Genomic DNA, 21,311 nt, shown 5'->3' on the forward strand with positions numbered 1-21,311 from the left:
TTCCGATGCTCAAGCAAATCAGACCCGCGATCATCATGATCGTCTTCTTCACCGTACTGACCGGCCTGGTCTATCCGCTGGGCATGACCGGCCTGGCGCAGGCGCTGTTCCCGCGTCAGGCCAATGGCAGCCTGATCGAGAAGGACGGCAAGGTCATCGGCTCCGAACTGATCGGCCAGGCCTTCGCCAGCGACAGATATTTCCATGGCAGGCCTTCGGCCGCCGGCAACGGCTATGACGCCGGCGCCTCCGGCGGCTCCAATCTCGGCCCGACCAACCCGAAGCTGATCGAGCGCATCAAGGGCGATGCCGAGAAACTGAAGGCGGAGAATCCGAACCAGCCCGTGCCGATGGACCTGGTGACGACGTCGGGCAGCGGCCTCGATCCGCAGATCAGCCCGGAGGCCGCCTATTTCCAGGTTCCGCGTGTCGCCAAGGCCAGGGGCATCGACGAAGCCAAGGTCAAGGCGCTTGTCGACAGCCAGGTCGAGGGCCGGGAACTCGGCTTCATGGGAGAGCCTGTTGTCAACGTGCTGGCGCTCAACCTGGCGCTGGACGCCGCTAAATAGTTGACGGCGAGGTCCGGGGATCGACAGCATCCCCGGACCTCTCCATGATCGATCCCGATGCCGGAAGACAGAAGCAACGAAAACAGGCCTTCCCCCGACGCGCTGCTCGAGCATGCCGAGCGGGAGGGACGCGGCCGTCTGCGGATATTCCTCGGCGCCGCTCCCGGTGTCGGCAAGACCTACGAAATGCTGATGTCGGGCCGTGCCAGGCTGGCCGACGGCATCGATGTGGTGATCGGCGTCGTCGAGACGCATGGCCGCCGGGAAACCCAGGCACTGGTCGAGGGTTATGAAGTCATCCCCCGCCGCAAGGTCGACTACAAGGGGCGCGTCCTCGACGAGATGGATATCGATGCTATCCTCGCGCGGCGCCCTGCACTGGTCCTGGTCGATGAGCTCGCCCACACCAACGCGCCCGGGAGCCGCCACCCCAAGCGCTATCTCGACGTCCAGGAGATCCTAGCGCGCGGCATCGATGTCTACACGACGCTCAACATCCAGCATGTCGAGAGCCTGAACGACGTGGTCGCGCAGATCACCCGGGTCAGGGTGCGCGAGACGGTTCCCGATTCCATCATCGACCAGGCCGACGACGTCGAGATCATCGACCTGACGCCCGACGACCTGATCAAGCGGCTGGAAGAGGGGAAGGTCTATTTCCCCAACACCGCGCAGCGCGCAATCGAGAACTATTTCTCGTCGGGCAACCTGACGGCGCTGCGCGAACTGGCGCTGCGCCGCACCGCCCAGCGCGTCGACGAGCAGTTGCTCAATCACATGCAATCGCATGCCATCCAGGGGCCGTGGGCCGCGGGCGAAAGAGTGCTCGTCTGCGTCGACGCGCGTCCGGGCGGCGCGGCCCGCATTCGCTACGCACGCAGGCTGGCCGACCGGCTTCGCGCGCCATGGACGGCGCTGCATGTCGATACGCCACGCTCTGCCGGCATGTCCGAGGAGGACAAGGACCGGCTCGCCACGCTGATGCGCCTTGCCGAGCAGCTCGGCGCGGAGGTGACGACCATTCCCGGCCAGAATGTCGCGCAGGACATTGTGCGCCATGCGACGGCGAACAATTTCACCCATATCGTGGTCGGCCGACCGACCCGGTCGCGCTGGCGCGAACTGATCGAGGGCTCGCTCACCTATGATCTGATCCGCAATGCCGGCGACATCAGCGTCCACGTCATTTCGGGGACCGAGCGAAATACCGAGGCGGCGTCGAGGAACGTAAGGACCGCGAACGAGCAGACGCAATTCCAGATCTGGCCGTATCTCCTGGCCACGGCCTATGTCGTCGGGTCGCTCGCCTTCGCCGTCCTGCTCGACCAATTTCTCGACGTTCGCAACCTCGCGATCATCTTCCTCATCGGGGTTCTGGCTTCGGCGGTGACCGGCGGTCTGTGGCCGGCTCTGTACGCCTGTCTCGCCAGCGCCCTTGCCTTCAACTATTTCTTCCTGGAGCCGCGCTACACGCTGACGATCCGGGATCCGGAGAGCATTGTCGCGCTCGGCGTGTTTCTGGTGGTCGCCGTGATTGCCAGCAATCTGACGGTGCGTGTGCAGCGACAGGCCATCGCCGCCCGCTCGCGGGCACGGGCCACCGAGGACATCTACCTCTTCTCCAAGAAGCTCGCCGGCGCCGGCACGCTCGACGATGTGCTGTGGGCCACCGCCTTTCAGATCGCCTCGATGCTGAAGCTGCGTGTGGTGCTGCTTCTGCCCGAAGACGGAACCATCACCGTCAAGGCAGGCTATCCGCCGGACGACACGCTGGCCGAGGCCGACATTGCCGCCGCCCGCTGGGCCTGGGAGCACAACCGCGCCGCCGGGCGCGGCGCCGACACACTGCCCGGCGCCAAGCGTCTCTATCTGCCTTTGCGGACGGGACGCACGGCGATCGGTGTCGTCGGGCTCGACAATGACAAGCAGGGCCCGCTGCTGACGCCGGAGCAGCAGCGCCTGCTCGACGCGCTGGCCGACCAGGCGGCGGTGGCGATTGAACGTATCCAGCTCGTCGCCGATGTCGACCGCGCCAAGCTCGCCGCCGAGGCCGACCGGCTGCGCTCTGCCCTGCTGACCTCGATTTCGCATGATCTGAAGACGCCGCTTTCGGCCATCATGGGAGCGGCCGGCACGCTCAAGGAATTCGCGCCGGATCTGCCCGAGCAGGACCGGGCGGAGCTTTTGTCGACGGTGATTGACGAATCGGAACGGCTGAACCGCTTCATCGCCAATCTGCTCGACATGACCAAGATCGAGTCCGGGGCAATGGAGCCGAACTATGCGCTGCATTATGTCGGCGATATCGTCGGCACGGCGCTCAACCGCGCCCGCAAGATCACCAGCGAGCACAAGATCGCGGTCGATATTCCGCCCGACCTGCCGATGCTGAAGCTCGATCCCGTGCTGTTCGAACAGGTTCTGTTCAACCTTCTCGACAATGCATCGAAATACTCGCCGGCCGGCTCGACGATCCGCGTGCAGGGATGGGCCGACAATGGGTCCGTCATCATGCAGATCATGGATGAGGGGCCGGGCATTCCGGCGCATGATCTGGAACGAGTGTTCGACACGTTCTACCGGGTGCGCAAGGGCGATCAGGTGCGCGCCGGCACCGGCCTTGGCCTGTCGATCTGCCGCGGCTTTGTCGAATCGATGGGCGGCGCCATCTCGGCCGCCAACCGGACCGACCGTCCAGGGGCGGTGTTCACCATCAGGATGCCGGTGCCGGCGGAAGCGCCCGATGTCGGCAATCGCGGCGAAGAGACCAGCGTGGATCGGCCTTCATGACAAATTCGAATGTCAGGATACTGGTTGTCGATGACGAGCCGCCGATCCGCAAGCTGCTTCGGGTCGGCCTCGGCAGCCAGGGCTATGCGATTAGCGAAGCGCCGAACGCCAAGGTGGCGATTGAGCAGATGGAACAGGAAAAGCCGGACCTGGTGCTCCTCGATCTCGGCCTGCCTGGCATGAGTGGCCATGAGTTGCTGCGCAAATGGCGTGGCGAGGGCCTCGACATCCCGGTCGTCATCCTTTCCAGCCGCACCGATGAGGCCGGCATCGTCAGCGCGCTCGAGCTCGGCGCCGATGACTATGTCACCAAGCCGTTCGGCATGAACGAACTGGTGGCGCGCATCCGCGTGGCGTTGCGGCACAAGTTCCAGCAGCAGGGCGAGAAGCCGGTCTTCCAGAGCGGCGACCTCAGCGTCGATCTGGTCAAGCGTATCGTCAAGGTCGAAGGCAAGGAGATAAAACTCTCGCCGAAGGAATACGACATATTGCGCATCCTGGTGCAGCATGCCGGCAAGGTGCTGACCCACCATTTCATCCTGAAGCAGATCTGGGGCGATTCGACCGACGTGCAATATCTTCGGGTCTATGTCAGGCAGCTCCGGCAGAAGATCGAGAAGACCCCCGACCAGCCGCGCTACATCACCACCGAGACCGGTGTCGGCTACCGCCTGCGGGTCGACTGAAGCCCCGATTGAGCCTGCGTCAGCCGATGGCTTCCAGCGGCCGGTTTGGCGCAGCTGACGCCCGCAAGGCGGCGAGGCAGCCGAGGATGCCGAGGGGCACGAAGGCGAGGAACAGCCAGCTCGCGACATTGGCCGCCGCGTCATGGTTCAGCCCTTGCGAAAAGCCGCTGGCATTGGCGACGATGCCGGCGAGGGCGGCACCCACGGCATAGCCGATGCGCTGCATGGTCGGCACCGCAGCCGACGCGATGGTCTGCTCATCATCCGGGGCGGAGGCGACGATGACGCGGGTCAGGAACGGCCAGGCAATGCCGAAGCCGCCGCCCTGCAGCAGGGCGCAGACCAGGATCAGCGGGATCGAGCCCAGGGGTATCGTATAGGCAAAGCCGGCGATGCCCGCCGCGATCATCAGCGCACCGACGACAATGATCAGCCGCTCGCGCTGCGGCGGTGCGTTGGCGACGAGGATCGAGAGGATCGACCAGGCGATCGATTCGGCGGCTATGATGTAGCCGGTGGTCAAAAGCGGAATGTCGTGCAGGCTGGTCAAAAGCAGCGGCCCGTAGACGCCGAAGGAGCAGGTCGCGACGGAAAAAGCGGCGACCATGGTCATGCCGGCGCCGACCGGCGTGCGCCAGGAGAACAGCCGCGCCGGAAACAGCCGCGAGCGCGGCTTCAGCGCGTCGATATAGAAGAACAGCGCGAGCCCGGCGAGGCCCAGCACGATCAGCAGCGAAGAGCGCAGCAAGGCGATGTCGACGCCGGCCGAGGCGATCAGCACCACGGCGACGGCAAGGCAGGCAAGGGCGGCGAAGGGGAAAGGCGGGGCCTTGCCTGCGCTTGTGATGGGTCTCTTCGCCGCCGGCGTGTTCAGGACAAGAAAGCTTGCCAGCGCCATGGTTGTGCCGCCCAGGGTGAAGACGCCGAAGGCCCAGCGCCAGGACAGGAGTTCGGTCATGATCGCGCCCAGCAACGGGCCGCTGAAGGCGGCGACGCCCCAGATCGCCGACATGATGCCGAAAAGCTGCGGCCAGATGGCGCGCGAAAACAAACGCTCGACCGAGACGAAGGCGAGCGACACCAGCGCGCCGCCGCCAAGCCCCTCGATCAGCCGGCCAGCCAGGAACAACTGCATGGAAGGCGAGGTGGCACAGATCAGCGCTCCTGCGGCGTAAAGCAGCGCCGCGACCACCATATTGGTGCGCAACGCCACATAGCTCACCAGCCGTCCGGCGGCAGCGCCGGCGACGATGGCGCCGAGCTCGTAGATCGCCAGCGACCAGCCGACGAGCTGCACGCCGGCCAATTCGCCGACCATGGCCGGCATGACGGTCGCCACCATCGTCTCGTTGGTGGCGTGCAGCAGAATGCCGAGGCTGATGAAGCAGAACCGCGCCAGGTCGCCGCTCGCCCACAATGCGCGCCAGTCGACCCTGTTTGTGCTGATTTCAATCATGTCCGTCCCATGCTTTTGCATATCTCGATGCCGGCGCACGGCACCAGAAGCCAGCAAGGCTTTCCGGCAGGACCATGCGCGGCAATAGCGTCGGACAGCGTGCCCATCTGGGTGCGGTCCGGTCGGGATGGGCTTGTAGGACCTCAACCGCGGTTGAGCTCAAGCGGTTTTTTCAAGAGGTCAGTTCTCGGTGCTGCGCAGCTGGAATTGGCTGACGCCGATGGCGAGATTGATGCCGGTCTGCGTCTGCAGGCTGAGCGGCTGGAGGGTGAAAGCCTGCGAGGAGCCGCCGACCAGCAGATTGGCGCCGGCGCCGACGGCCGCCGTCACCTCGGCGCTTGCGCCGATATAGTCACCCGCCAGCGCGCCGGGCGCGTAGATGTTCTTCAGCGGCGTCAGCACCAGCCAGCGCATCACCGCCTGTTTTGTCGTGCCGATGTCGAGGCCGTATTTGTTGACGGCGCCGAAATAGGCTTCCGGCGCGAAGCTCTTGTCGGCCGGGGTGAAGGTGCAGCTCAGATCCTTGCTCGACCCGAAGATGAAGCCGGTGCCCCCGCCTATGGCACATTCAAGGGTGCCGAGCTCGATGCCCCTGTCCTGGGCCTGTGCCGGTGTCTGTAAAAAGCCAAGCACCATGGCAATCACGGCAGCGGCAATGGCTGTCTTCGGCATGGCGGTCCCCCCAAAACACAAACGGCGCGGAACCATCCTATATGGTTCCGCGCCGTAAGGTAGAGAGGAGCGCGTGGCTCCGTTCGATCACTTCAGCGAATGGATCAGCTGAAGCGAGGTCACGGCCACGGCGAGATTGACGCCGGTCTGCGCCTGGACGCTGAGCGGCTCCAGCATGAAGGCGCCGTCGAAGCCGCCGACCAGCAGGTTGGCGCCGCCGCCGGTGACGACGCTCGCCTCGGCGTTGACGCCATAATAGCTGCCGGCAAGGTCGCCCGCGTCGCGGTCACGGGTCGCGGCAAGAACCGCCCAGACGAGCTGGCCCTGATGCGTCTGGCCGAGATCGACACCGATCTTGGAGATGACGCCGGTGTAAATCTCCGACGGTCCGTGATGGTAGGGACGGAAGACGCAGGACACGCCCTTGTTGGAGGCGACGATGTAGGCGGTGCCGCCATCGATGGTGCAGTCGAGCGTGCCGAGCTGCAGCTTGCCGGCGCTGGCCGGGACGGCGGCGAATACGGTCGTTGCAAGAGCAGCGGCGCAGACGAGTTTCTTGATCATGGGAGGGTCCTTTCGCAAATCGCCTGGAAATAACGGCTTGGGTGGCCAGACCGTTCCGCTGAAAACTTGGCGCGAACAAGGCAAGGGTTAACGGCTTGCAGCAGGGGTTAACGCGCGGTTGCCGGATTGGCGGCGATCTTCATCGCGGCGTGTCCTTTCGGACACGCCGACGTCCCCATAAAGCTTAGCCGGATCTACCGAAGCCTATATCAGCTGGCGCTGCCACCGACGCGCGACAAGCCGTCCTTGGCCGGCTGGTAGGTGGGGTTGAGGCGCACGGCTTCCTTATAGGATTTCGCTGCCTTTGCCTTGTCGCCGCGACGCTCGTAGATCAGCGCCTGATTGGCCCAGGCCTCGGCGTTCTTGCCGTCGAGCTTGATGGCCATGTTGAAGTCGGAGAAGGCGTTGTCCTCGTCGCCCGTCGCCAGATAGGAGAGGCCACGGCCGTTGTAGGGCTCGGCGGCATCCGGGGCCAGCGAGATTGCGGTCGAGAAATCCTCGATGGCGAATTTGTGCTGGCCCTGGCTCTGATAGATCAGGCCGCGATTATGGTAGGCGCGGGCGTCCGTGGTGTCGAGCTGGATCGCCTTCTGGAAATCGTTGAAGGCATCCTGGGTGCGGCCCGCCTTGCGGTAAAGGTTGCCGCGGCCGATGTAGGCGGCGTCATAATTGCCGTTGATCTGGATCGACTTGTTGTAGTCGTCGAGCGCGGCGGCCTGATTGCCGAGGAAGCGCTGGATAAGCGCGCGGTTCGAGTAGGCCTGGTAGAAATTCGGATTGAGCTGAATTGCCTGGTTGAAGTCCTTGAGTGCCGCCTGGTACTGGCCGCCACGCCCATAGGCCGAGCCGCGCACATTGTAGCCTTCGGGATCCTGCGGATTGCGCTGGATCACCGCCGACAGCGAGGAGATGTTCTCGCTCGATCCCTGCGCCTTGTCGATGTTGTTGAACTCGCCGGTCGGGCCCGATGTCTGGCAGCCGGCCAGAACCAATCCGGAAAGCAGGGCCGCCGTCAGGGCGAAACCACGCAATGCGGCCCCGCGCTCCACGCTTGTTGCGTTCATGTCTGCCCTGTCCTCACTTCAAGCGCGTCGTTCAGGTCCGGATCCCCCCTCCGGGCCGGGTCATATCAAAAATAAAAAGGTGGCGGCGATTCCGCATCGCGCCACCTCAGTATCCTTCGAAAAGGACGAAATATTGGCGATAATCAGCGCGGCGGACGCGCTGCGCCAGCGGCACCGCCGGCAGCCACCGGACGCGGGGTCATCGGCAGCAGGCCTTCGCGCTGGGCGCGCTTGCGGGCCAGCTTGCGGGCGCGGCGGACAGCCTCGGCCTTTTCACGGGCGCGCTTCTCGGACGGCTTCTCGTAGTGACCGCGCATCTTCATTTCGCGGAAAATGCCTTCGCGCTGCATCTTCTTCTTGAGCGCGCGAAGCGCCTGATCAACGTTATTGTCGCGGACGAGTACCTGCACGGGCAATCCTGTCTTTCGGGTTTGATATCAACAGGCAAGTGGCCATAGCCACTAGCCTCCGCGGCGGTCGACACCACGAATTGTGGCGGCTGATAGCAGAATCAGGCCGCGCTGTCCACAGTCGAAATGAAGGACGTCTGCCAAATTGCCACGGTAGGGCCGAGATAGGGCGCCAGCTAGGCGGTGGCCAGGTGCAGCCGCTCGAAATCCTCGAAGAATTCGCCGTAGTCGCAGGTGATCTCCTCTCCCGCGGCAATGTCGCGGGTCGCGGTGGCGCCGCCATATTGCGAAAAGTCGGTGTTCGGCGTCGCCGAATGGTTCATGAAGCGGCCATTGTCGACTTCATAGACCATGAAACCCGGCCGGTCCGGGCTGGGATAGGCATAACGGTCGAGCAATTCCTTCAGGGGCTGGGGTGCGGCCTCGTATTTGTCCATCGGGATCAGCCGGTCGAAATCCGGGTCGAGCCGCCAGATCGAGGCGCCCTTGCGGATCGGCTCGGCGGCGAACATGCCAACGCCCTCGATCGCGCTCGCGGCCACATAGGTGCGGATCAGCATCATGGTTTGGGGACCCGTTTCGACAGGAAACGGAATCGCCAAATCGCGCGGAAAAAGCAAGACCGGCCGGCTGCGTCAAAGCGGCAAACCGACCTGTTGGTCGCGAAAAAACCTTCACGTCCGGTTGATCGAGACGCCGCCATCGGCAAACAGCGCGGTTCCCGTGGTGAAGCTCGATGCGTCGGAGGCGAGGTAAAGCGCCGAGCGGGCGATCTCCTCCGGCTGCGCCATGCGCTTCAGCGCATGGATGCCTTCGACGAAGGCGCGGGCCTCGGGTGTCGTTGTCGTCGCGCCCGGTGTGTCGGTGCCGCCTGGCAGCAGCGCGTTGACGCGCAGGCCCTTCGGCCCGTATTCGGCGGCCAGAACCTGCGTCAGGCCGATCAGTCCGGCCTTGGCGGCGGCGTAGGCGGCCATGCCCGGCATGCCGGCAGTGTAGCCGACAAAGCTCGACGTGAAGATCAGCGAGCCGCCGCCGCGCTCCAGCATGGCCGGTATCTGGTACTTCGCGCCGAGAAAGGCGCTGGTCAGATTGATGTCCATCGTCTCGTGCCATGTCTCCGGCATCATGTCGGGCAGGGGCGCCATCAAGCCGACGGCGCCGGCATTGTTGAAGGCGATGTCGAGACCGCCGAAACTTTCGATCGCCAGATCGACTAGGGCCTTCGCATAGGCTTCGTCCCTGACGTCCCCGGCAAGCGCGGTGGCCGTACCTTCCGTGTCCGATATTTCGGCGACAAGCGTATCCAGTTCGGCCTGGCGGCGGGCGGAGACGACGATCCTGGCCCCTTCCTCGGCGAAGAGTTTTGCCGTGGCGCGGCCGATGCCGGAACTGGCGCCGGTGACGATGGCGATCTTGTTGGCGAGTGCGAGCATTTTTGGCATCCTTTTTCGCGCCGGTCTCGCCGGCAACCGGATGCTTGGTCGCAGATGGGGCGGTGAGGAACCACCCGATACCTGCGAAGGCGTCGTCGATCCGAATTATTGCTTCAGCAGCCAGCCCAGCCGGTCGAGCGAAAATGCGTAGCTGATCGCGATGAGCAGAGCGACGACGATGCCCGTGGTGATGTAGCCCGCGGCATAGAATCCGGCAGCCCCGCCGAACAGGATGATCAGTTCGAGCGCCAGCCGCACCGTACCCGGCACCGGTATCGGTGCGCGGCCTGACCGGCTTGGGTCGTTGAGCACCGCGAAAGTACCCCACAGCACGGCCGCAACGAGCGGCAAGGCCAAAGCGAGCATCCAGCGCCACCATCCGTCGGAGAAATGCCAGCCGGCGATGCCGAGCCCAAGCAGGGCGGCAAGCTCCAGCAGGAAGCGCAATGTCAGATTCCACCAGGCATTGCCCATTTTCGTCCTCCCGAATCTCGCGACGAACAATGTGGCTGAACGCAACCACGGCAGCCAGCCCGCACGGGTCTTTTTCGTCGTGGCGCAAAACGGCAAGCGCCGTCGCAAACAGCGCAAGGGTGGAAGCGCTGTTTCGCTAGTGATACACCTCGCGCGCCGGACCGAACAAAAGCCCGGCTGCAATCCGCGAGATCCGTTGGCGCGAGGCTGGGACGTTGAAAAAATATTCGGTATTCGCCATCGCCCGAGAGGCCATGCGCGGCCATAAGGGCTGGGAGGAGCAATGGTCCTCGCCGGAGCCCAAGAAGGAATACGACGTCATCATCGTCGGTGCCGGCGGCCATGGGCTGGCCACGGCCTATTATCTCGCCACGGTCCATGGCATCACCAATGTCGCGGTGCTGGAAAAGGGCTGGCTCGGCGGCGGCAACACTGGCCGCAACACCACCATCATCCGCTCCAACTATCTCTATGACGAGAGCGCCGGCATTTACGACCATGCGCTGAAGCTGTGGGACGGGCTCTCCCAGGAGCTCAACTACAACGTCATGTATTCGGCGCGCGGCGTCATGATGCTCGCCCACAACGTGCATGACATCCAGGTGCTGAAGCGCCATGTCCATGCCAACCGGTTGAACGGCATCGACAATGAATGGCTGTCGCCGGAGCAGGCCAAGGAATTCTGTCCGCCGCTCAACATCTCGCGGGATGCGCGCTATCCCGTTGTTGGCGCCGCGCTGCAGCGGCGCGGCGGCACGGCGCGCCATGATGCCGTCGCCTGGGGCTATGCGCGCGGCGCTTCGGCGCGCGGCGTCCACATCATCCAGAATTGCGAGGTCACCGGCGTCAAGCGGGCGGCCAACGGCGCGGTCATGGGCGTCGACACGACGCGGGGCTTCATCGGCGCCAAGAAGGTCGGCGTCGTTGCCGCCGGCCATTCCTCGGTCATCATGAACATGGCCGGCGTGCGCATGCCGCTGGAAAGCTATCCGCTGCAGGCGCTGGTGTCGGAGCCGGTCAAGCCGGTGGTGCCATGCGTGGTCATGTCCAACACGGTGCACGCCTATATCTCGCAGTCCGACAAGGGCGAGCTGGTGATCGGTGCCGGCACCGATCAGTATGTCTCCTATTCGCAGACCGGCGGCCTGCACATCTTGCAGCATACGCTGGACGCCATCTGCGAGATGTTCCCGATCTTCACGCGCATGAAGATGCTTCGCTCCTGGGGCGGCATAGTCGACGTGACACCCGACCGCTCGCCGATCCTGGCCAAGACGCCGGTGCCCGGCCTCTACGTCAATTGCGGCTGGGGCACGGGCGGCTTCAAGGCGACGCCCGGTTCGGGCCATGTCTTTGCCCACACCATCACCAGGGACGATCCGCATCCCATCAACGCACCCTTCACCATCGAGCGCTTCCGCACCGGCCGGCTCATCGACGAGGCGGCGGCGGCGGCAGTGGCGCACTGATGGCTGCCGAGAGGCTTTGCGAGCAACCGGCCTTCGGCCACGGCGAATTGTAGGAACGAACAGAATGCTTCTCATCCGCTGCCCCTATTGCGAGGAAGAGCGCCCGGAACTCGAATTCCGCAACGCCGGCGAGGCGCATATTGCGCGCTCGGCCAACATTGCGGGGGAGAGCGACGACGACTTCGAAAAGTTCTTCTTCATCCGCTCTAACCCCAAGGGCATCATCTATGAGCGTTGGCGGCACATGCATGGCTGCGCGCGCTTCTTCAACGCGGTGCGCGATACCGTCACCGACAAGTTCGTCATGACCTACAAGGCCGGCGAACCCCAACCCGCCAAGCTGCCCAAAAACTCCAACGAAGTGGTTGCCAAATGAGCGGCGCGTTCCGCATCCCGAGAGCCGGTCGCCTCAGCCAGGCCAGGACCGCGCGGTTCAGCTTCGACGGCCAGTCCTATACCGGCATCGAGGGCGACACGCTGGCCTCCGCACTGCTTGCCAATGGCGTGCATCTGGTCGGCCGCTCGTTCAAGTACCACCGGCCACGCGGCTTCCTGTCGGCCGGTGCGGAAGAGCCCAACGCGCTGGTGCAGATCGTGCGTGACGATGCGCGCAAAACGCCGAATGTGCGCGCCACCGTGCAGGAGCTCTATGATGGGCTCGCCGCCAATTCGCAGAACCGCTGGCCGTCTCTGTCCTTCGACGTCGGCGCGGTCAACGACATCGCATCGCCGATGTTCTCGGCCGGCTTCTACTACAAGACCTTCATGTGGCCGAAGGCGGCCTGGAAGAGCCTTTACGAGCCCAAGATCCGCGAAGCCGCCGGCCTTGGCGTTTCGCCCGACAAGCCCGATCCCGACCACTATTCCTCGCGCTACGCGCATTGCGACGTGCTGGTGCTGGGCGGCGGCGCGGCCGGCCTCGCGGCGGCCCTGGCGGCGGCCGAGACCGGCGTGCGCGTCATCCTCGCCGACGAGCAGGCCGAATTCGGCGGCAGCCTGCGTTTCGAGACGGGTGCGAAGATCGATGGCCAGGACGGTTTCGTCTGGGCGCAAGCGGCAATCGCAAAGCTCGCCGCCATGGGCAATGTCCGTGTGCTGTCGCGCACAACTGCTTTTGGATATTACGCGCAGAATTTCGTCGGGCTGGTCGAGCGCGTCAGCGATCATTTGAAGGCTCCCGGGCATGATTTGCCGCGCGAGCGGCTGTGGCAGGTGCGCGCCAAGCGCGTGGTGCTGGCCTCCGGCGCCATCGAGCGCCATATGGTGTTCGCCAACAATGACCGGCCCGGCATCATGCTGGCGGGCGCGGCGCGCACCTTCCTCAATCATTATGGCGTGGCTGTCGGCAGGAATGTCGGTGTCTACACCGCCAATGATTCAGCCTATGCGGCTGCGATCGACCTGAAGAAGGCCGGCGTCAACATCGCGGCGATCGTCGATCTGCGCGACAACCCGACCGGGCCTGTGATCGATGAGGCACGGGCGCTCGGCATCGAGATCAATTTCGGCCGCGCGGTGATCCGCGCCGGCGGCAAATTGCGGGTATCGTCGATGACCGTGCAGCCGAAAAATGGTGGCGGCGAACGCACCATCGCGGTCGATGCGATCCTGATGTCGGCCGGCTGGACCCCTTCGGTGCATCTGTTCTCGCAGTCGCGCGGCAAGGTCGCCTTCAACGACGAGACCAAGCGCTTCGTGCCGGGCACCTATGCACAGGACTGCGTTTCGGTCGGCGCCTGCAACGGCACGGACGGGCTGGCGGCGACGGTGGACGAAGCCTATGCGGCTGGCGCCAAGGCGGCCAAGGATGCCGGCGCCAAGACCGCCAAGGGTGTGAAGCCGAAGGTCGATGCATCGGAAAGCTGGTCGCGCGGCATGCTGGGTGCGGCGCCCGGCGCCGGGCCGGACACGACGGTCAAAGCGTTCGTCGATTTCCAGAACGACGTCACCGCCAAGGACATCCGCCAGGCGGTGCATGAAGGCATGCGCTCGATCGAGCACGTCAAGCGCTTCACCACCAACGGCATGGCAACCGACCAGGGCAAGACCTCCAACATGCATGGCCTGGCGATTGCGGCGGAAACGCTGGGCAAGCCGATCCCCGAGGTCGGCCTGACCACCTTCCGCGCGCCCTACACGCCGGTCACCTTCGGGGCGATCGTCAGCCATGCGCGCGGGCCGCTGTTCGACCCAACGCGCAAGACGGCGACGCATCCCTGGGCCGAAGCGCAGGGTGCTGTGTTCGAGGATGTCGGGCAGTGGAAGCGCGCCTGGTATTTCCCGAAGGCCGGCGAGGACATGCATGCCGCGGTCGACCGCGAATGCGTCGCGGTCCGCACGACGGCCGGCCTGTTCGATGCCTCGACGCTCGGCAAGATCGAGGTGGTCGGGCCAGATGCGGCCAAGTTCATGGAGCTGCTCTACACCAATCCGTGGGAGAAGCTGGAGCCGGGCCGCTGCCGTTACGGCATCATGCTGCGCGAAGACGGCTTCATCTATGATGACGGCGTCGTCGGCAGGCTGGCGCCGGACCGTTTCCATGTGACGACGACGACGGGCGGCGCGCCGCGCGTCATGAACCACATGGAGGATTATCTCCAGACCGAGTTCCCGCATCTCAATGTCTGGCTGACCTCGATCACCGAACAGTGGGCTGTTATCGCGGTGCAAGGTCCCAAGTCGCGCGACATCATCGCGCCGCTGGTCGAAGGCATCGACATGTCGGATGAAGCGCTGCCGCATATGTCGGTGCGCGAAGGCAAGATCTGCGGCGTGCCGACAAGGCTGTTCCGCATGTCGTTCACCGGCGAGCGCGGCTTTGAGGTCAACGTGCCGGCCGACTATGGCCAGGCCGTCTGGGAAGCGCTGTGGGCCGAAGGCCAGAAGCATGGCGCCACCGCCTACGGCACGGAGTCCATGCACGTGCTGCGCGCCGAGAAGGGCTACATCATCGTCGGCCAGGACACGGACGGCACGGTGACGCCGAACGACGCCGGTCTCGACTGGGCGGTCGGCAAGAAGAAGACCGATTTCGTCGGCATCCGCGGCATGGCGCGACCGGACCTGGTGGCCAAGGGCCGCAAGCAACTGGTTGGCCTGAAAACCAAGGACCCGAAGGTGGTGCTGGAGGAGGGCGCGCAGATCGTCGCGGATCCCAAGCAGGCGATCCCGATGAAGATGATCGGCCATGTCACCTCGAGCTACTGGTCGCAGAATTGCGGCCGTTCGATCGCACTGGCGCTGGTCGCCGGCGGCCGCGACCGGATGGGCGACACGCTCTACGTGCCGATGCCGGACGGGGTGATCGAAGTGGAGGTTACCGGCATGGTGTTCTTCGACGAGACGGGAGGCCGCCTCAATGGCTAAGGCTGCTGCAAAGAAGACGGCTGCGGCCGCATCGCCCTCGGTCGACCGCCGCCCGGCGCTGGCCGGCCGCGCCACATCGGCGACCGGCGTGAAGGTTGAAGTGCTGCCGCCGGCCGAGCGCATCTCGCTGCGCGCCCCGGAAGCCTCGGTCGCGGCGCTGTCGAAAGCGCTTGGCCTGACCTTGCCGAAGAAGCCGAAGACGTCCGCGTCGAAGGGCGGGCGCACCGCTCTGTGGCTCGGCCCCGACGAGTGGCTTGTCATCGACGAGGTAGGCAACGATCCGCTTGCCGATAGCGCAGGGGTCACCGCGCTGCATTCGGCGGTCGGCATTTCACACCGTAACATCGCGATCTCCGTCGCCGGTCCGGCGGCCGAAGCCACGGTCAATTCGGGCTGCCCGCAGGACCTGTCACTCGATGCCTTCCCGGTGGGCGCCGCTTCGCGCACCATCCTCGGCAAGGCCGAGATCGTGCTGTTGCGCACGGCCGCCGACACGTTCCGGGTCGAATGCTGGCGTTCCTTCTCGGACTATGTCTTTACTTTCCTGTCCGAGGGAGCCCGCGACGCGGCCGGCTGACCCGGAACGTTTTGCCGCCCGCGTCCGTTGTGCGGCAACAGGTCGAGGAGAGTGCCGATGCCGTCAAAGTCCGCGCCGAAATCGCCGGTGAAAAAGACGCCGGCCGTCCGCTCGCTCGAACATGAGCAGCACGAAGCGCCGAGCGCCGAACAGGAACTCGAGGAAGGCCTCGAGGACACGTTCCCGGCCAGCGATCCGGTGTCCATCACCAGTTCGGCGATCCCCGGCGCACCCGCCAGGCCTGGCAAGGCCAAGACCGTCCCCGGGCGAAAATCCCGCAAGCCCTGATTTCCCGCAATTTTGGTCGAAAGGCATCTTTCCAAGGCATCGCCAGTTGAGATATTCAAAGCGCTTTGGAGAGGAAAAATGCCGATAAAAGCTGTTGTCTGGGGCGAGAACGTCCATGAACAGACCAATGCCGCCGTGCGCGACCTCTATCCCTTGACCATGCATGGCACGATCGCGGCCGCGCTCAACCAGGACAAGGGCATCGAGGCGACCACCACCACCTTGCAGGAGCCCGAGCACGGCCTGAGCGAGAAGCGCCTGGCCGCCACCGACGTGCTTTTGTGGTGGGGTCACGCCGCGCATGGCGAGGTCAAGGACGAGATCGTCGAGCGGGTGCAGAAGCGGGTCTGGGAAGGAATGGGGCTGATCGTGCTGCATTCCGGCCACTACTCGAAGATCTTCAAGCGGCTGATGGGCACGCCCTGTTCGCTGAAATGGCGCGAGGCGGGCGAGCGCGAGCGCGTCTGGGCGATCAACCGTGGCCACCCGATCGCGCAAGGCATCGGCGAATGCCTGGAGATCGGCGAGACGGAGATGTATGGCGAGCCGTTCGCGGTGCCGGAGCCGATGGAGACGGTGTTTGTCTCCTGGTATGAGGGCGGCGAGGTGTTCCGCTCGGGGCTGACCTACCAGCGCGGCGCGGGCCGCATCTTCTATTTCTCGCCCGGCCACGAAACCTATCCGATCTATCACAATGAAGGCGTGCAGCAGGTGCTGCGCAATGCCGTGCACTGGGCGCACAACCCGGCGCCCGCATGGTCGGGCATCACCAATGCGCCGAACGTGCCGACGGACAAGGCCAAGGAGAAGATCGTGCAGAAGGGCCTGCGGCTGCATGCCGACGGCGACAAGGGGTTGAGTTGATGGGGGACCTGATCTGATGCATCGCCTGCTCCTGCTCGGCACCGGCTGGATCGCCGGACATCATATCGAAGAGTTCGCAAAGGTCCCCGGCTGCAGTATCGTCGCCTGTGTCGATCAACTGCCCGGCCGCGCGGCGGCGTTTGCTGCTGCCAACGAAATCGGTGCTTCTTTCGAGAGCCTTGAAGCGGCGATCGCCTGGGGCGATTTCGACGCCGCCATCAATGCGACCCCGGACGGCGTGCACAAGGCGACGACGCTGGCGCTGCTTGCCGCAGGAAAACATGTCTTTTGCGAAAAGCCGCTGGCGCCGAACCATGCCGATGCGCTTGCCATGACCGAAGCGGCCGAGGCCGCCGGCCTCGTCAACATGGTCAATCTCACCTACCGCAATTCACCGGCGATCCAGGAGGCACGGCGTCTGGTGCTGGCGGGCGCGATCGGCGAATTGCGCCATGTCGAGGCGAGCTACAAGCAGAGCTGGCTGGTCAGCAAGTCCTGGGGTGACTGGCGCGTCGAGGACAAATGGCTGTGGCGCCTGTCGAGCCGGCACGGGTCGACCGGCGTGCTGGGCGATGTCGGCATCCACATCCTGGATTTCGCCACCTATGGCGCGGCCCAGGACATTGTCAGCCTGCATGCCGATCTGGTGACGTTTCCGAAGGCCGAGGGCGACCGGATCGGCGACTATGTGCTCGACGCCAATGACAGTGTGGCAATGACGGCGCGGCTTGCTTCTGGCGCGCTGGGGACGATCATGGCGAGCCGCTACACGACCGGCCATGGCAATGACCTGTCGCTGACGCTGCATGGCACCAAGGGAGCGCTCAAGGTCGAGACCGACGGCAAGGCGGCGCGGCTGTCGGCGTGCCTGGGCGAAGACGTGGATGTCCAGCTCTGGCGAGAGCTGGGCCTGCCGGACGTCAAGCGCAATGCCCGGCGTTTTGTCGACGCGCTGGATGCCGGGCAGAACGGCGATCCGTCCTTCCGGCGCGCCGCCGACATGCAGAAGCTGATCGACGCCGCCTTCGAGAGTTCGGCGGCCAGGCTGCCGGTTACGCTCGGCTGACATACGCGCCTGGCCGGCTTGTGCCGGCCAGAAGAACTTCCAAGTCGATATTAGAACGCGCTCGGCACGATCCAGGGATTGATGCTGATGCCGAGGCGCGGGCCCTTGCCTTCAGCGGTGTTTTCCGTGGCGCTCTTCTTCTCGACCGAGCCGGTCGAGGCGCAATCCAGCTTCACATTGGTCTTGGTGTCGACGCAGGTCGCGGCCGGCAGGTGCTTGACCGGGTGGGTGGTGTTGGCGGCGAAGGCCGAGCCGGAAAGGGCCAGAACGGCGGCGAGGGTGAGGAGGGTCTTTTTCATTGTGAGTCTCCGCTTTCGACGGTTGAATTTCTTCCGTACATGTACGGTGCCGCGTACAGATACGTCCGCCAATCGCGAAGTTCAAGTCAAGATCGTACGCGTACGATAAATTTTCTGTTAACCAAGAATTTGCCCTCGGGCTGGTTCGGAAGGGCGGCGAGGAAGCGTGGAAACGAAGGAGATGTCGTTCAGCAGTTGACCGGTGTGTCGGTCAATGGCGGCACATTCTGCGTGCTGAGTGCGGCCAGTTGGAAATCGCACATGCGTTTCACGAAAGCATGCGGGTCGCCGAAGGGGTAGAAGGGAAAGGTGATCAGCAGCGAGATCGTGCCGTGGCCGACCGCCCACAGCATCGTGGCGATGGCGCGCGGATCGCCTTGCAGTTTTCCGGCGGCGACGCAGGCTTCGACCCGCGTGATCAGTGCCTTCATCGCCGGGTTGGCCTCGTGCATTTCTTGAAAACTGCGACCTTCCGGCGGCCGCGTCTTTTCGGTCATGAAAACGGTGCGGTACTCATTGGGATTGCCGAGGCCGAAGGCGGCATATTCGGTCATCACGGCCTGCAAGGCCTCGATCGGATCGTCGGACGGATGCTCCTCGATGCGGCGGGCAAGCGTTTCGAAGGCGTCTTCGGCCAGCGCGAAAAGGATGTCCTGTTTGTCGGCGAAGTAGGAATAGACCGACATCGGCGCATAGCCGACCCGCTTGGCCAGTTTGCGGATGGTCAGGCCCTCATAGCCTTCTTCCTGGACGAGCTTGTGCGCGGCCGCGACCAGCTCGGAACGCAGTTCGGCCTTCTGTTTTTCGCGGCGTTTCTGGACGCTCAGCGGCAAGCCCGGTGCCTTTCGGTGGTGTCTGGGGCAGTTGTATCTGGCTAAACTATATACACTGTACGGAAACGGACAAGGCCACGGGAAGTTCCCAAACGGCATGGTAGGATCGCGGTGTCAGATCGCTCCGACGCCGCCGTCTATGGCCAGCGCATGACCGGTCATGAAGGAGTTGGCCGGGTCGGCGGCAAACAGGACGGCGGCGATGATTTCGTCGACTTCCGCCACGCGTTTCATAGGCACGCCGCGTGTCAGTTCGGTCAACGCCTCCGCCTCCGGCGCACCGGAGGCGCGCACGAAGCTGTCCACCATTGCCGTCCTGGTGTGGGCCGGGCAGACGGCGTTGATGCGCACACCCTTGGTTGCATATTCGGCGGCCGCCGATTTGGTCAGCCCGACGACGCCATGCTTGGCGGCGGCATAGACCGAAAGTTTCGGCGCCCCGACCAGTCCGGCAACCGAGGCGATGTTGACGATGGCGCCGCCCCTGGCCGCAGCCTTGAACTGCCGCTCCATCTGCGGGATCTGGTGCTTCATGGCGTAGAAGACGCCAAGCAGGTCGATCTCCAGCACGCGGCGGGCCTCATCCGACGGAACCTGCGGCAGGCGCACGAAACTCTGGACGATGCCGGCATTGTTGACGGCGACATCCAGCCGGCCGAATCTTTCGACCGCCAGCCTGACCAGATCCTCGGACAGTTGCTCGTCCGCCACGTTGCCGGCGAGGATCGCCGTTTCGGCGGGCAAGGTTTCAGCAAGATCGGCGAGCGCCTTTTCGTCGATGTCCGATAGGACCAGCCGCGCGCCCTCGGCGGCAAAGCCTTTCGCGGCGCCACGGCCGAGGCCGCCGGCGGCACCCGTGATCAGCACCGTTGCTCCGTCAAAGCGGCCCATCCCGTCTCCCCATCAATTCTGCTTTTCGATCAGTCTGGCGGCGAGATGCGAAAGCAGCTTCACCGCCTCGCCATAGGTCCTGGCCTTCTCGGGATTGGAGGCATTGCCGTCCAGCGCGCGCTTGTAGACACCCTGACAGATCGCCGCCAGGCGGAAGAAGGAGAAGGCAAGGAAGAAGGTCCAGTTGCCGATGCCGGTGAGTCCGCGCCGCCGGCAATAGGCGGCGACATAGTCTTCTTCCGAGGGCAGGCCGAGCGCGGCGCGGTCGATGCCGCCCAGGCCGCGAAAGCCCGAGGCATGCGGCAGGCGCCATTGCATGCATTGGTAGGCGATGTCGGCAAAGGGGTGGCCTGATGTCGACAACTCCCAGTCGAGCACCGCGATGACCCTTGGCTGGTCCGGCGCGAAGATCAGATTGTCCAGCCGGTAGTCGCCATGCACCAGCGATATCAGGCCGTCATCGGCCGGCATGTGCGTTTCCAGCCAGGCGATCAGTTGATCCATGTCGGCAATGGTGCCGGTTTCCGAGGCGCGGTACTGGCTGGTCCAGCGCGCCAGCTGCCGTTCGAAATAACTGCCCGGCCGACCGAAATCGCCGAGACCCACGGCGTCGACATCGACATCGTGCAGCGCCGCGAGCGTGCCGTTCATGGCGTCATAGATGGCGGCGCGCTCGGCATTGTCGCGTGCCTCGGGCAGAACCGGATCCCAGAAGATGCGGCCGTCGAGGAAATCCATTACGTAGAACATGCGGCCGATCGGCGAGTCCTCCGCCGACAGATGCAGCATTTTGGGGACCGGCACGGCGGTGCCGGCAAGCGCCTTCATCACGCGGAATTCGCGATCGACCTGATGCGCCGATTTCAGCAATTGCCCCGGCGGCTTGGCGCGCAGCACGTAACGGCCGCTGGCCGCGGTGATGAGATAGGTCGGGTTGGACTGGCCGGATTTGAATTTTTCTATCGAAACAAGCCCGGAAAAGCCGGGGATTTCCGCCTCGAGGTAAGGCGCGAGCGCTGCCTGGTCGAGCGCGTTGGGGTCGTTCATGCGGTCTCGGGCTGGCGTTCGATCAGCGTCAGCGTCAGCCAGCGGGCGGTCAGCGCCGGTTTCTTCGAGCCCTCGATCTCGATCGTCACGTCGTGCGCCGTCTGCACCCAGCCCGATGGTCTCACCTTGACGTCGGCCAGCACGAAACGAGTGCGGATGCGCGCGCCGGTCTTCACCGGCGCCAGGAAACGCAGCGAATCGAAGCCGTGGTTGACGCCCATCTTGCCGTTTTCCAGCGGCGGCATGGTCTCGAACGTCATTGCCGAGAGCAGCGACAGCGACAGGAAGCCATGCGCGATGGTGCCGCCGAACGGCGTCTCGCGCTTGGCCCGCTCGGGGTCGCAGTGGATGAACTGGTGGTCGTCGGTGGCGTCGGCGAACTGGTCGATCATGCGCTGCGTCACCACCCGCCACGGCGACACGCCAACTTCCTTGCCGACACTGGCCAGAAGCACATCGAGACTGATCGGTTCCACGCTCATGTCCTCCAGTT

Annotated in this window: 23 protein-coding genes; 10 read left to right on the plus strand and 13 right to left on the minus strand. The window is 64.5% G+C overall.

All coding sequences use genetic code 11. The annotated features are described in order from the left end of the window. The first annotated feature begins 5 nt into the window (after window positions 1-5). The 3 genes from kdpC to JG746_RS09730 are packed head-to-tail and all read left to right on the plus strand — an operon-like array spanning window position 6 to window position 4,045. Entirely contained in the window at window positions 6-569 is a 564-nt protein-coding gene (gene kdpC, locus JG746_RS09720) for a potassium-transporting ATPase subunit KdpC (RefSeq protein ID WP_202357934.1), read from the plus strand. A 57-nt stretch (window positions 570-626) separates the two neighbouring features. Then, window positions 627-3,359 (plus strand): sensor histidine kinase, encoded by a 2,733-nt coding sequence (locus JG746_RS09725; RefSeq protein WP_202357935.1) that lies wholly within the window; start codon window positions 627-629, stop codon window positions 3,357-3,359. Beyond that, the gene (locus JG746_RS09730) at window positions 3,356-4,045 is read left to right on the plus strand and encodes a response regulator transcription factor (protein WP_202357936.1); all 690 of its coding nucleotides are present in this window, start codon (window positions 3,356-3,358) and stop codon (window positions 4,043-4,045) included. The genes JG746_RS09725 and JG746_RS09730 overlap by 4 nt, the downstream gene beginning before the upstream one ends. A 19-nt stretch (window positions 4,046-4,064) precedes the next feature. Here the strand turns inward: JG746_RS09730 and JG746_RS09735 are convergent, their stop codons facing one another. The 8 genes from JG746_RS09735 to JG746_RS09770 form a co-directional block, all read right to left on the minus strand. After that, a complete protein-coding gene (locus tag JG746_RS09735) occupies window positions 4,065-5,501 on the minus strand; it encodes an MFS transporter (protein WP_202357937.1) in 1,437 nt (478 codons plus the stop codon). Between the two features lie 180 nt (window positions 5,502-5,681). Then, window positions 5,682-6,173 (minus strand): DUF992 domain-containing protein, encoded by a 492-nt coding sequence (locus JG746_RS09740; protein WP_202357938.1) that lies wholly within the window; start codon window positions 6,171-6,173, stop codon window positions 5,682-5,684. Between the two features lie 87 nt (window positions 6,174-6,260). Next, on the minus strand, window positions 6,261-6,737 hold the full coding sequence (locus JG746_RS09745) for a DUF992 domain-containing protein (protein ID WP_202357939.1): 477 nt from the start codon (window positions 6,735-6,737) through the stop codon (window positions 6,261-6,263). Window positions 6,738-6,946: 209 nt separating this feature from the next. After that, window positions 6,947-7,801: a tetratricopeptide repeat protein gene (locus JG746_RS09750; protein WP_202357940.1), complete on the minus strand. Its 855-nt coding sequence runs from the start codon at window positions 7,799-7,801 to the stop codon at window positions 6,947-6,949. A gap of 143 nt (window positions 7,802-7,944) precedes the next feature. Next, window positions 7,945-8,211 (minus strand): 30S ribosomal protein S21, encoded by a 267-nt coding sequence (rpsU, locus tag JG746_RS09755; protein ID WP_010911429.1) that lies wholly within the window; start codon window positions 8,209-8,211, stop codon window positions 7,945-7,947. 176 nt (window positions 8,212-8,387) lie between these two features. Further along, window positions 8,388-8,774, minus strand: a complete 387-nt coding sequence (locus JG746_RS09760) for an SET domain-containing protein (RefSeq protein WP_064981678.1) — start codon at window positions 8,772-8,774, stop codon at window positions 8,388-8,390. A gap of 111 nt (window positions 8,775-8,885) precedes the next feature. Further along, window positions 8,886-9,644: an SDR family oxidoreductase gene (locus JG746_RS09765; RefSeq protein WP_202357941.1), complete on the minus strand. Its 759-nt coding sequence runs from the start codon at window positions 9,642-9,644 to the stop codon at window positions 8,886-8,888. Window positions 9,645-9,749: 105 nt separating this feature from the next. Next, window positions 9,750-10,118 (minus strand): DUF2568 domain-containing protein, encoded by a 369-nt coding sequence (locus JG746_RS09770; RefSeq protein ID WP_202357942.1) that lies wholly within the window; start codon window positions 10,116-10,118, stop codon window positions 9,750-9,752. A gap of 215 nt (window positions 10,119-10,333) precedes the next feature. Here JG746_RS09770 and JG746_RS09775 point away from each other — a divergent pair, with 215 nt between their 5' ends. From JG746_RS09775 to JG746_RS09805, 7 genes are all read left to right on the plus strand, one after another. After that, on the plus strand, window positions 10,334-11,587 hold the full coding sequence (locus tag JG746_RS09775) for a sarcosine oxidase subunit beta (protein ID WP_202357943.1): 1,254 nt from the start codon (window positions 10,334-10,336) through the stop codon (window positions 11,585-11,587). A gap of 64 nt (window positions 11,588-11,651) precedes the next feature. Further along, window positions 11,652-11,963, plus strand: coding sequence for a sarcosine oxidase subunit delta (locus JG746_RS09780; protein ID WP_202357944.1), 312 nt, complete (start codon window positions 11,652-11,654; stop codon window positions 11,961-11,963). Beyond that, window positions 11,960-14,953 (plus strand): sarcosine oxidase subunit alpha, encoded by a 2,994-nt coding sequence (locus JG746_RS09785; RefSeq protein WP_202357945.1) that lies wholly within the window; start codon window positions 11,960-11,962, stop codon window positions 14,951-14,953. The genes JG746_RS09780 and JG746_RS09785 overlap by 4 nt, the downstream gene beginning before the upstream one ends. Further along, window positions 14,946-15,530, plus strand: a complete 585-nt coding sequence (locus JG746_RS09790) for a sarcosine oxidase subunit gamma (RefSeq protein WP_202357946.1) — start codon at window positions 14,946-14,948, stop codon at window positions 15,528-15,530. The genes JG746_RS09785 and JG746_RS09790 overlap by 8 nt, the downstream gene beginning before the upstream one ends. A 57-nt stretch (window positions 15,531-15,587) precedes the next feature. Next, a complete protein-coding gene (locus tag JG746_RS09795; protein WP_202357947.1) occupies window positions 15,588-15,818 on the plus strand; it encodes a hypothetical protein in 231 nt (76 codons plus the stop codon). A gap of 78 nt (window positions 15,819-15,896) precedes the next feature. Continuing rightward, window positions 15,897-16,682 carry a ThuA domain-containing protein gene (locus JG746_RS09800; protein ID WP_202357948.1) on the plus strand — a complete coding sequence of 262 codons (786 nt, stop codon included), beginning with the start codon at window positions 15,897-15,899 and terminating at the stop codon, window positions 16,680-16,682. Window positions 16,683-16,698: 16 nt separating this feature from the next. Then, a complete protein-coding gene (locus JG746_RS09805) occupies window positions 16,699-17,748 on the plus strand; it encodes a Gfo/Idh/MocA family protein (RefSeq protein ID WP_202357949.1) in 1,050 nt (349 codons plus the stop codon). 50 nt (window positions 17,749-17,798) lie between these two features. Here the strand turns inward: JG746_RS09805 and JG746_RS09810 are convergent, their stop codons facing one another. The 5 genes from JG746_RS09810 to JG746_RS09830 form a co-directional block, all read right to left on the minus strand. After that, window positions 17,799-18,047: a DUF680 domain-containing protein gene (locus JG746_RS09810; protein ID WP_202357950.1), complete on the minus strand. Its 249-nt coding sequence runs from the start codon at window positions 18,045-18,047 to the stop codon at window positions 17,799-17,801. Between the two features lie 188 nt (window positions 18,048-18,235). Further along, entirely contained in the window at window positions 18,236-18,880 is a 645-nt protein-coding gene (locus JG746_RS09815; protein WP_202357951.1) for a TetR/AcrR family transcriptional regulator, read from the minus strand. Between the two features lie 114 nt (window positions 18,881-18,994). Further along, on the minus strand, window positions 18,995-19,771 hold the full coding sequence (locus JG746_RS09820) for an SDR family NAD(P)-dependent oxidoreductase (RefSeq protein WP_202357952.1): 777 nt from the start codon (window positions 19,769-19,771) through the stop codon (window positions 18,995-18,997). A 12-nt stretch (window positions 19,772-19,783) separates the two neighbouring features. Beyond that, a complete protein-coding gene (locus JG746_RS09825) occupies window positions 19,784-20,818 on the minus strand; it encodes a phosphotransferase (protein ID WP_202357953.1) in 1,035 nt (344 codons plus the stop codon). Continuing rightward, window positions 20,815-21,300, minus strand: a complete 486-nt coding sequence (locus JG746_RS09830) for a MaoC family dehydratase (protein WP_019861112.1) — start codon at window positions 21,298-21,300, stop codon at window positions 20,815-20,817. The genes JG746_RS09825 and JG746_RS09830 overlap by 4 nt, the downstream gene beginning before the upstream one ends. Window positions 21,301-21,311: the final 11 nt, after the last annotated feature.

Source organism: Mesorhizobium sp. 113-3-3 (genome assembly GCF_016756495.1).
GTDB lineage: Bacteria > Pseudomonadota > Alphaproteobacteria > Rhizobiales > Rhizobiaceae > Mesorhizobium.

What these genes read in the sequence shown, in the direction of transcription:
- kdpC (WP_202357934.1), top strand. Translation starts at nt 6, where the DNA reads ATGCTCAAGCAAATCAGACCCGCGATCATCATGATCGTCTTCTTCACC.
- JG746_RS09725 (WP_202357935.1), top strand. Translation starts at nt 627, where the DNA reads ATGCCGGAAGACAGAAGCAACGAAAACAGGCCTTCCCCCGACGCGCTG.
- JG746_RS09730 (WP_202357936.1), top strand. Translation starts at nt 3,356, where the DNA reads ATGACAAATTCGAATGTCAGGATACTGGTTGTCGATGACGAGCCGCCG.
- JG746_RS09735 (WP_202357937.1), bottom strand. Translation starts at nt 5,501, where the DNA reads ATGATTGAAATCAGCACAAACAGGGTCGACTGGCGCGCATTGTGGGCG.
- JG746_RS09740 (WP_202357938.1), bottom strand. Translation starts at nt 6,173, where the DNA reads ATGCCGAAGACAGCCATTGCCGCTGCCGTGATTGCCATGGTGCTTGGC.
- JG746_RS09745 (WP_202357939.1), bottom strand. Translation starts at nt 6,737, where the DNA reads ATGATCAAGAAACTCGTCTGCGCCGCTGCTCTTGCAACGACCGTATTC.
- JG746_RS09750 (WP_202357940.1), bottom strand. Translation starts at nt 7,801, where the DNA reads ATGAACGCAACAAGCGTGGAGCGCGGGGCCGCATTGCGTGGTTTCGCC.
- JG746_RS09760 (WP_064981678.1), bottom strand. Translation starts at nt 8,774, where the DNA reads ATGATGCTGATCCGCACCTATGTGGCCGCGAGCGCGATCGAGGGCGTT.
- JG746_RS09765 (WP_202357941.1), bottom strand. Translation starts at nt 9,644, where the DNA reads ATGCTCGCACTCGCCAACAAGATCGCCATCGTCACCGGCGCCAGTTCC.
- JG746_RS09770 (WP_202357942.1), bottom strand. Translation starts at nt 10,118, where the DNA reads ATGGGCAATGCCTGGTGGAATCTGACATTGCGCTTCCTGCTGGAGCTT.
- JG746_RS09780 (WP_202357944.1), top strand. Translation starts at nt 11,652, where the DNA reads ATGCTTCTCATCCGCTGCCCCTATTGCGAGGAAGAGCGCCCGGAACTC.
- JG746_RS09785 (WP_202357945.1), top strand. Translation starts at nt 11,960, where the DNA reads ATGAGCGGCGCGTTCCGCATCCCGAGAGCCGGTCGCCTCAGCCAGGCC.
- JG746_RS09790 (WP_202357946.1), top strand. Translation starts at nt 14,946, where the DNA reads ATGGCTAAGGCTGCTGCAAAGAAGACGGCTGCGGCCGCATCGCCCTCG.
- JG746_RS09795 (WP_202357947.1), top strand. Translation starts at nt 15,588, where the DNA reads ATGCCGTCAAAGTCCGCGCCGAAATCGCCGGTGAAAAAGACGCCGGCC.
- JG746_RS09800 (WP_202357948.1), top strand. Translation starts at nt 15,897, where the DNA reads ATGCCGATAAAAGCTGTTGTCTGGGGCGAGAACGTCCATGAACAGACC.
- JG746_RS09805 (WP_202357949.1), top strand. Translation starts at nt 16,699, where the DNA reads ATGCATCGCCTGCTCCTGCTCGGCACCGGCTGGATCGCCGGACATCAT.
- JG746_RS09810 (WP_202357950.1), bottom strand. Translation starts at nt 18,047, where the DNA reads ATGAAAAAGACCCTCCTCACCCTCGCCGCCGTTCTGGCCCTTTCCGGC.
- JG746_RS09820 (WP_202357952.1), bottom strand. Translation starts at nt 19,771, where the DNA reads ATGGGCCGCTTTGACGGAGCAACGGTGCTGATCACGGGTGCCGCCGGC.
- JG746_RS09825 (WP_202357953.1), bottom strand. Translation starts at nt 20,818, where the DNA reads ATGAACGACCCCAACGCGCTCGACCAGGCAGCGCTCGCGCCTTACCTC.
- JG746_RS09830 (WP_019861112.1), bottom strand. Translation starts at nt 21,300, where the DNA reads ATGAGCGTGGAACCGATCAGTCTCGATGTGCTTCTGGCCAGTGTCGGC.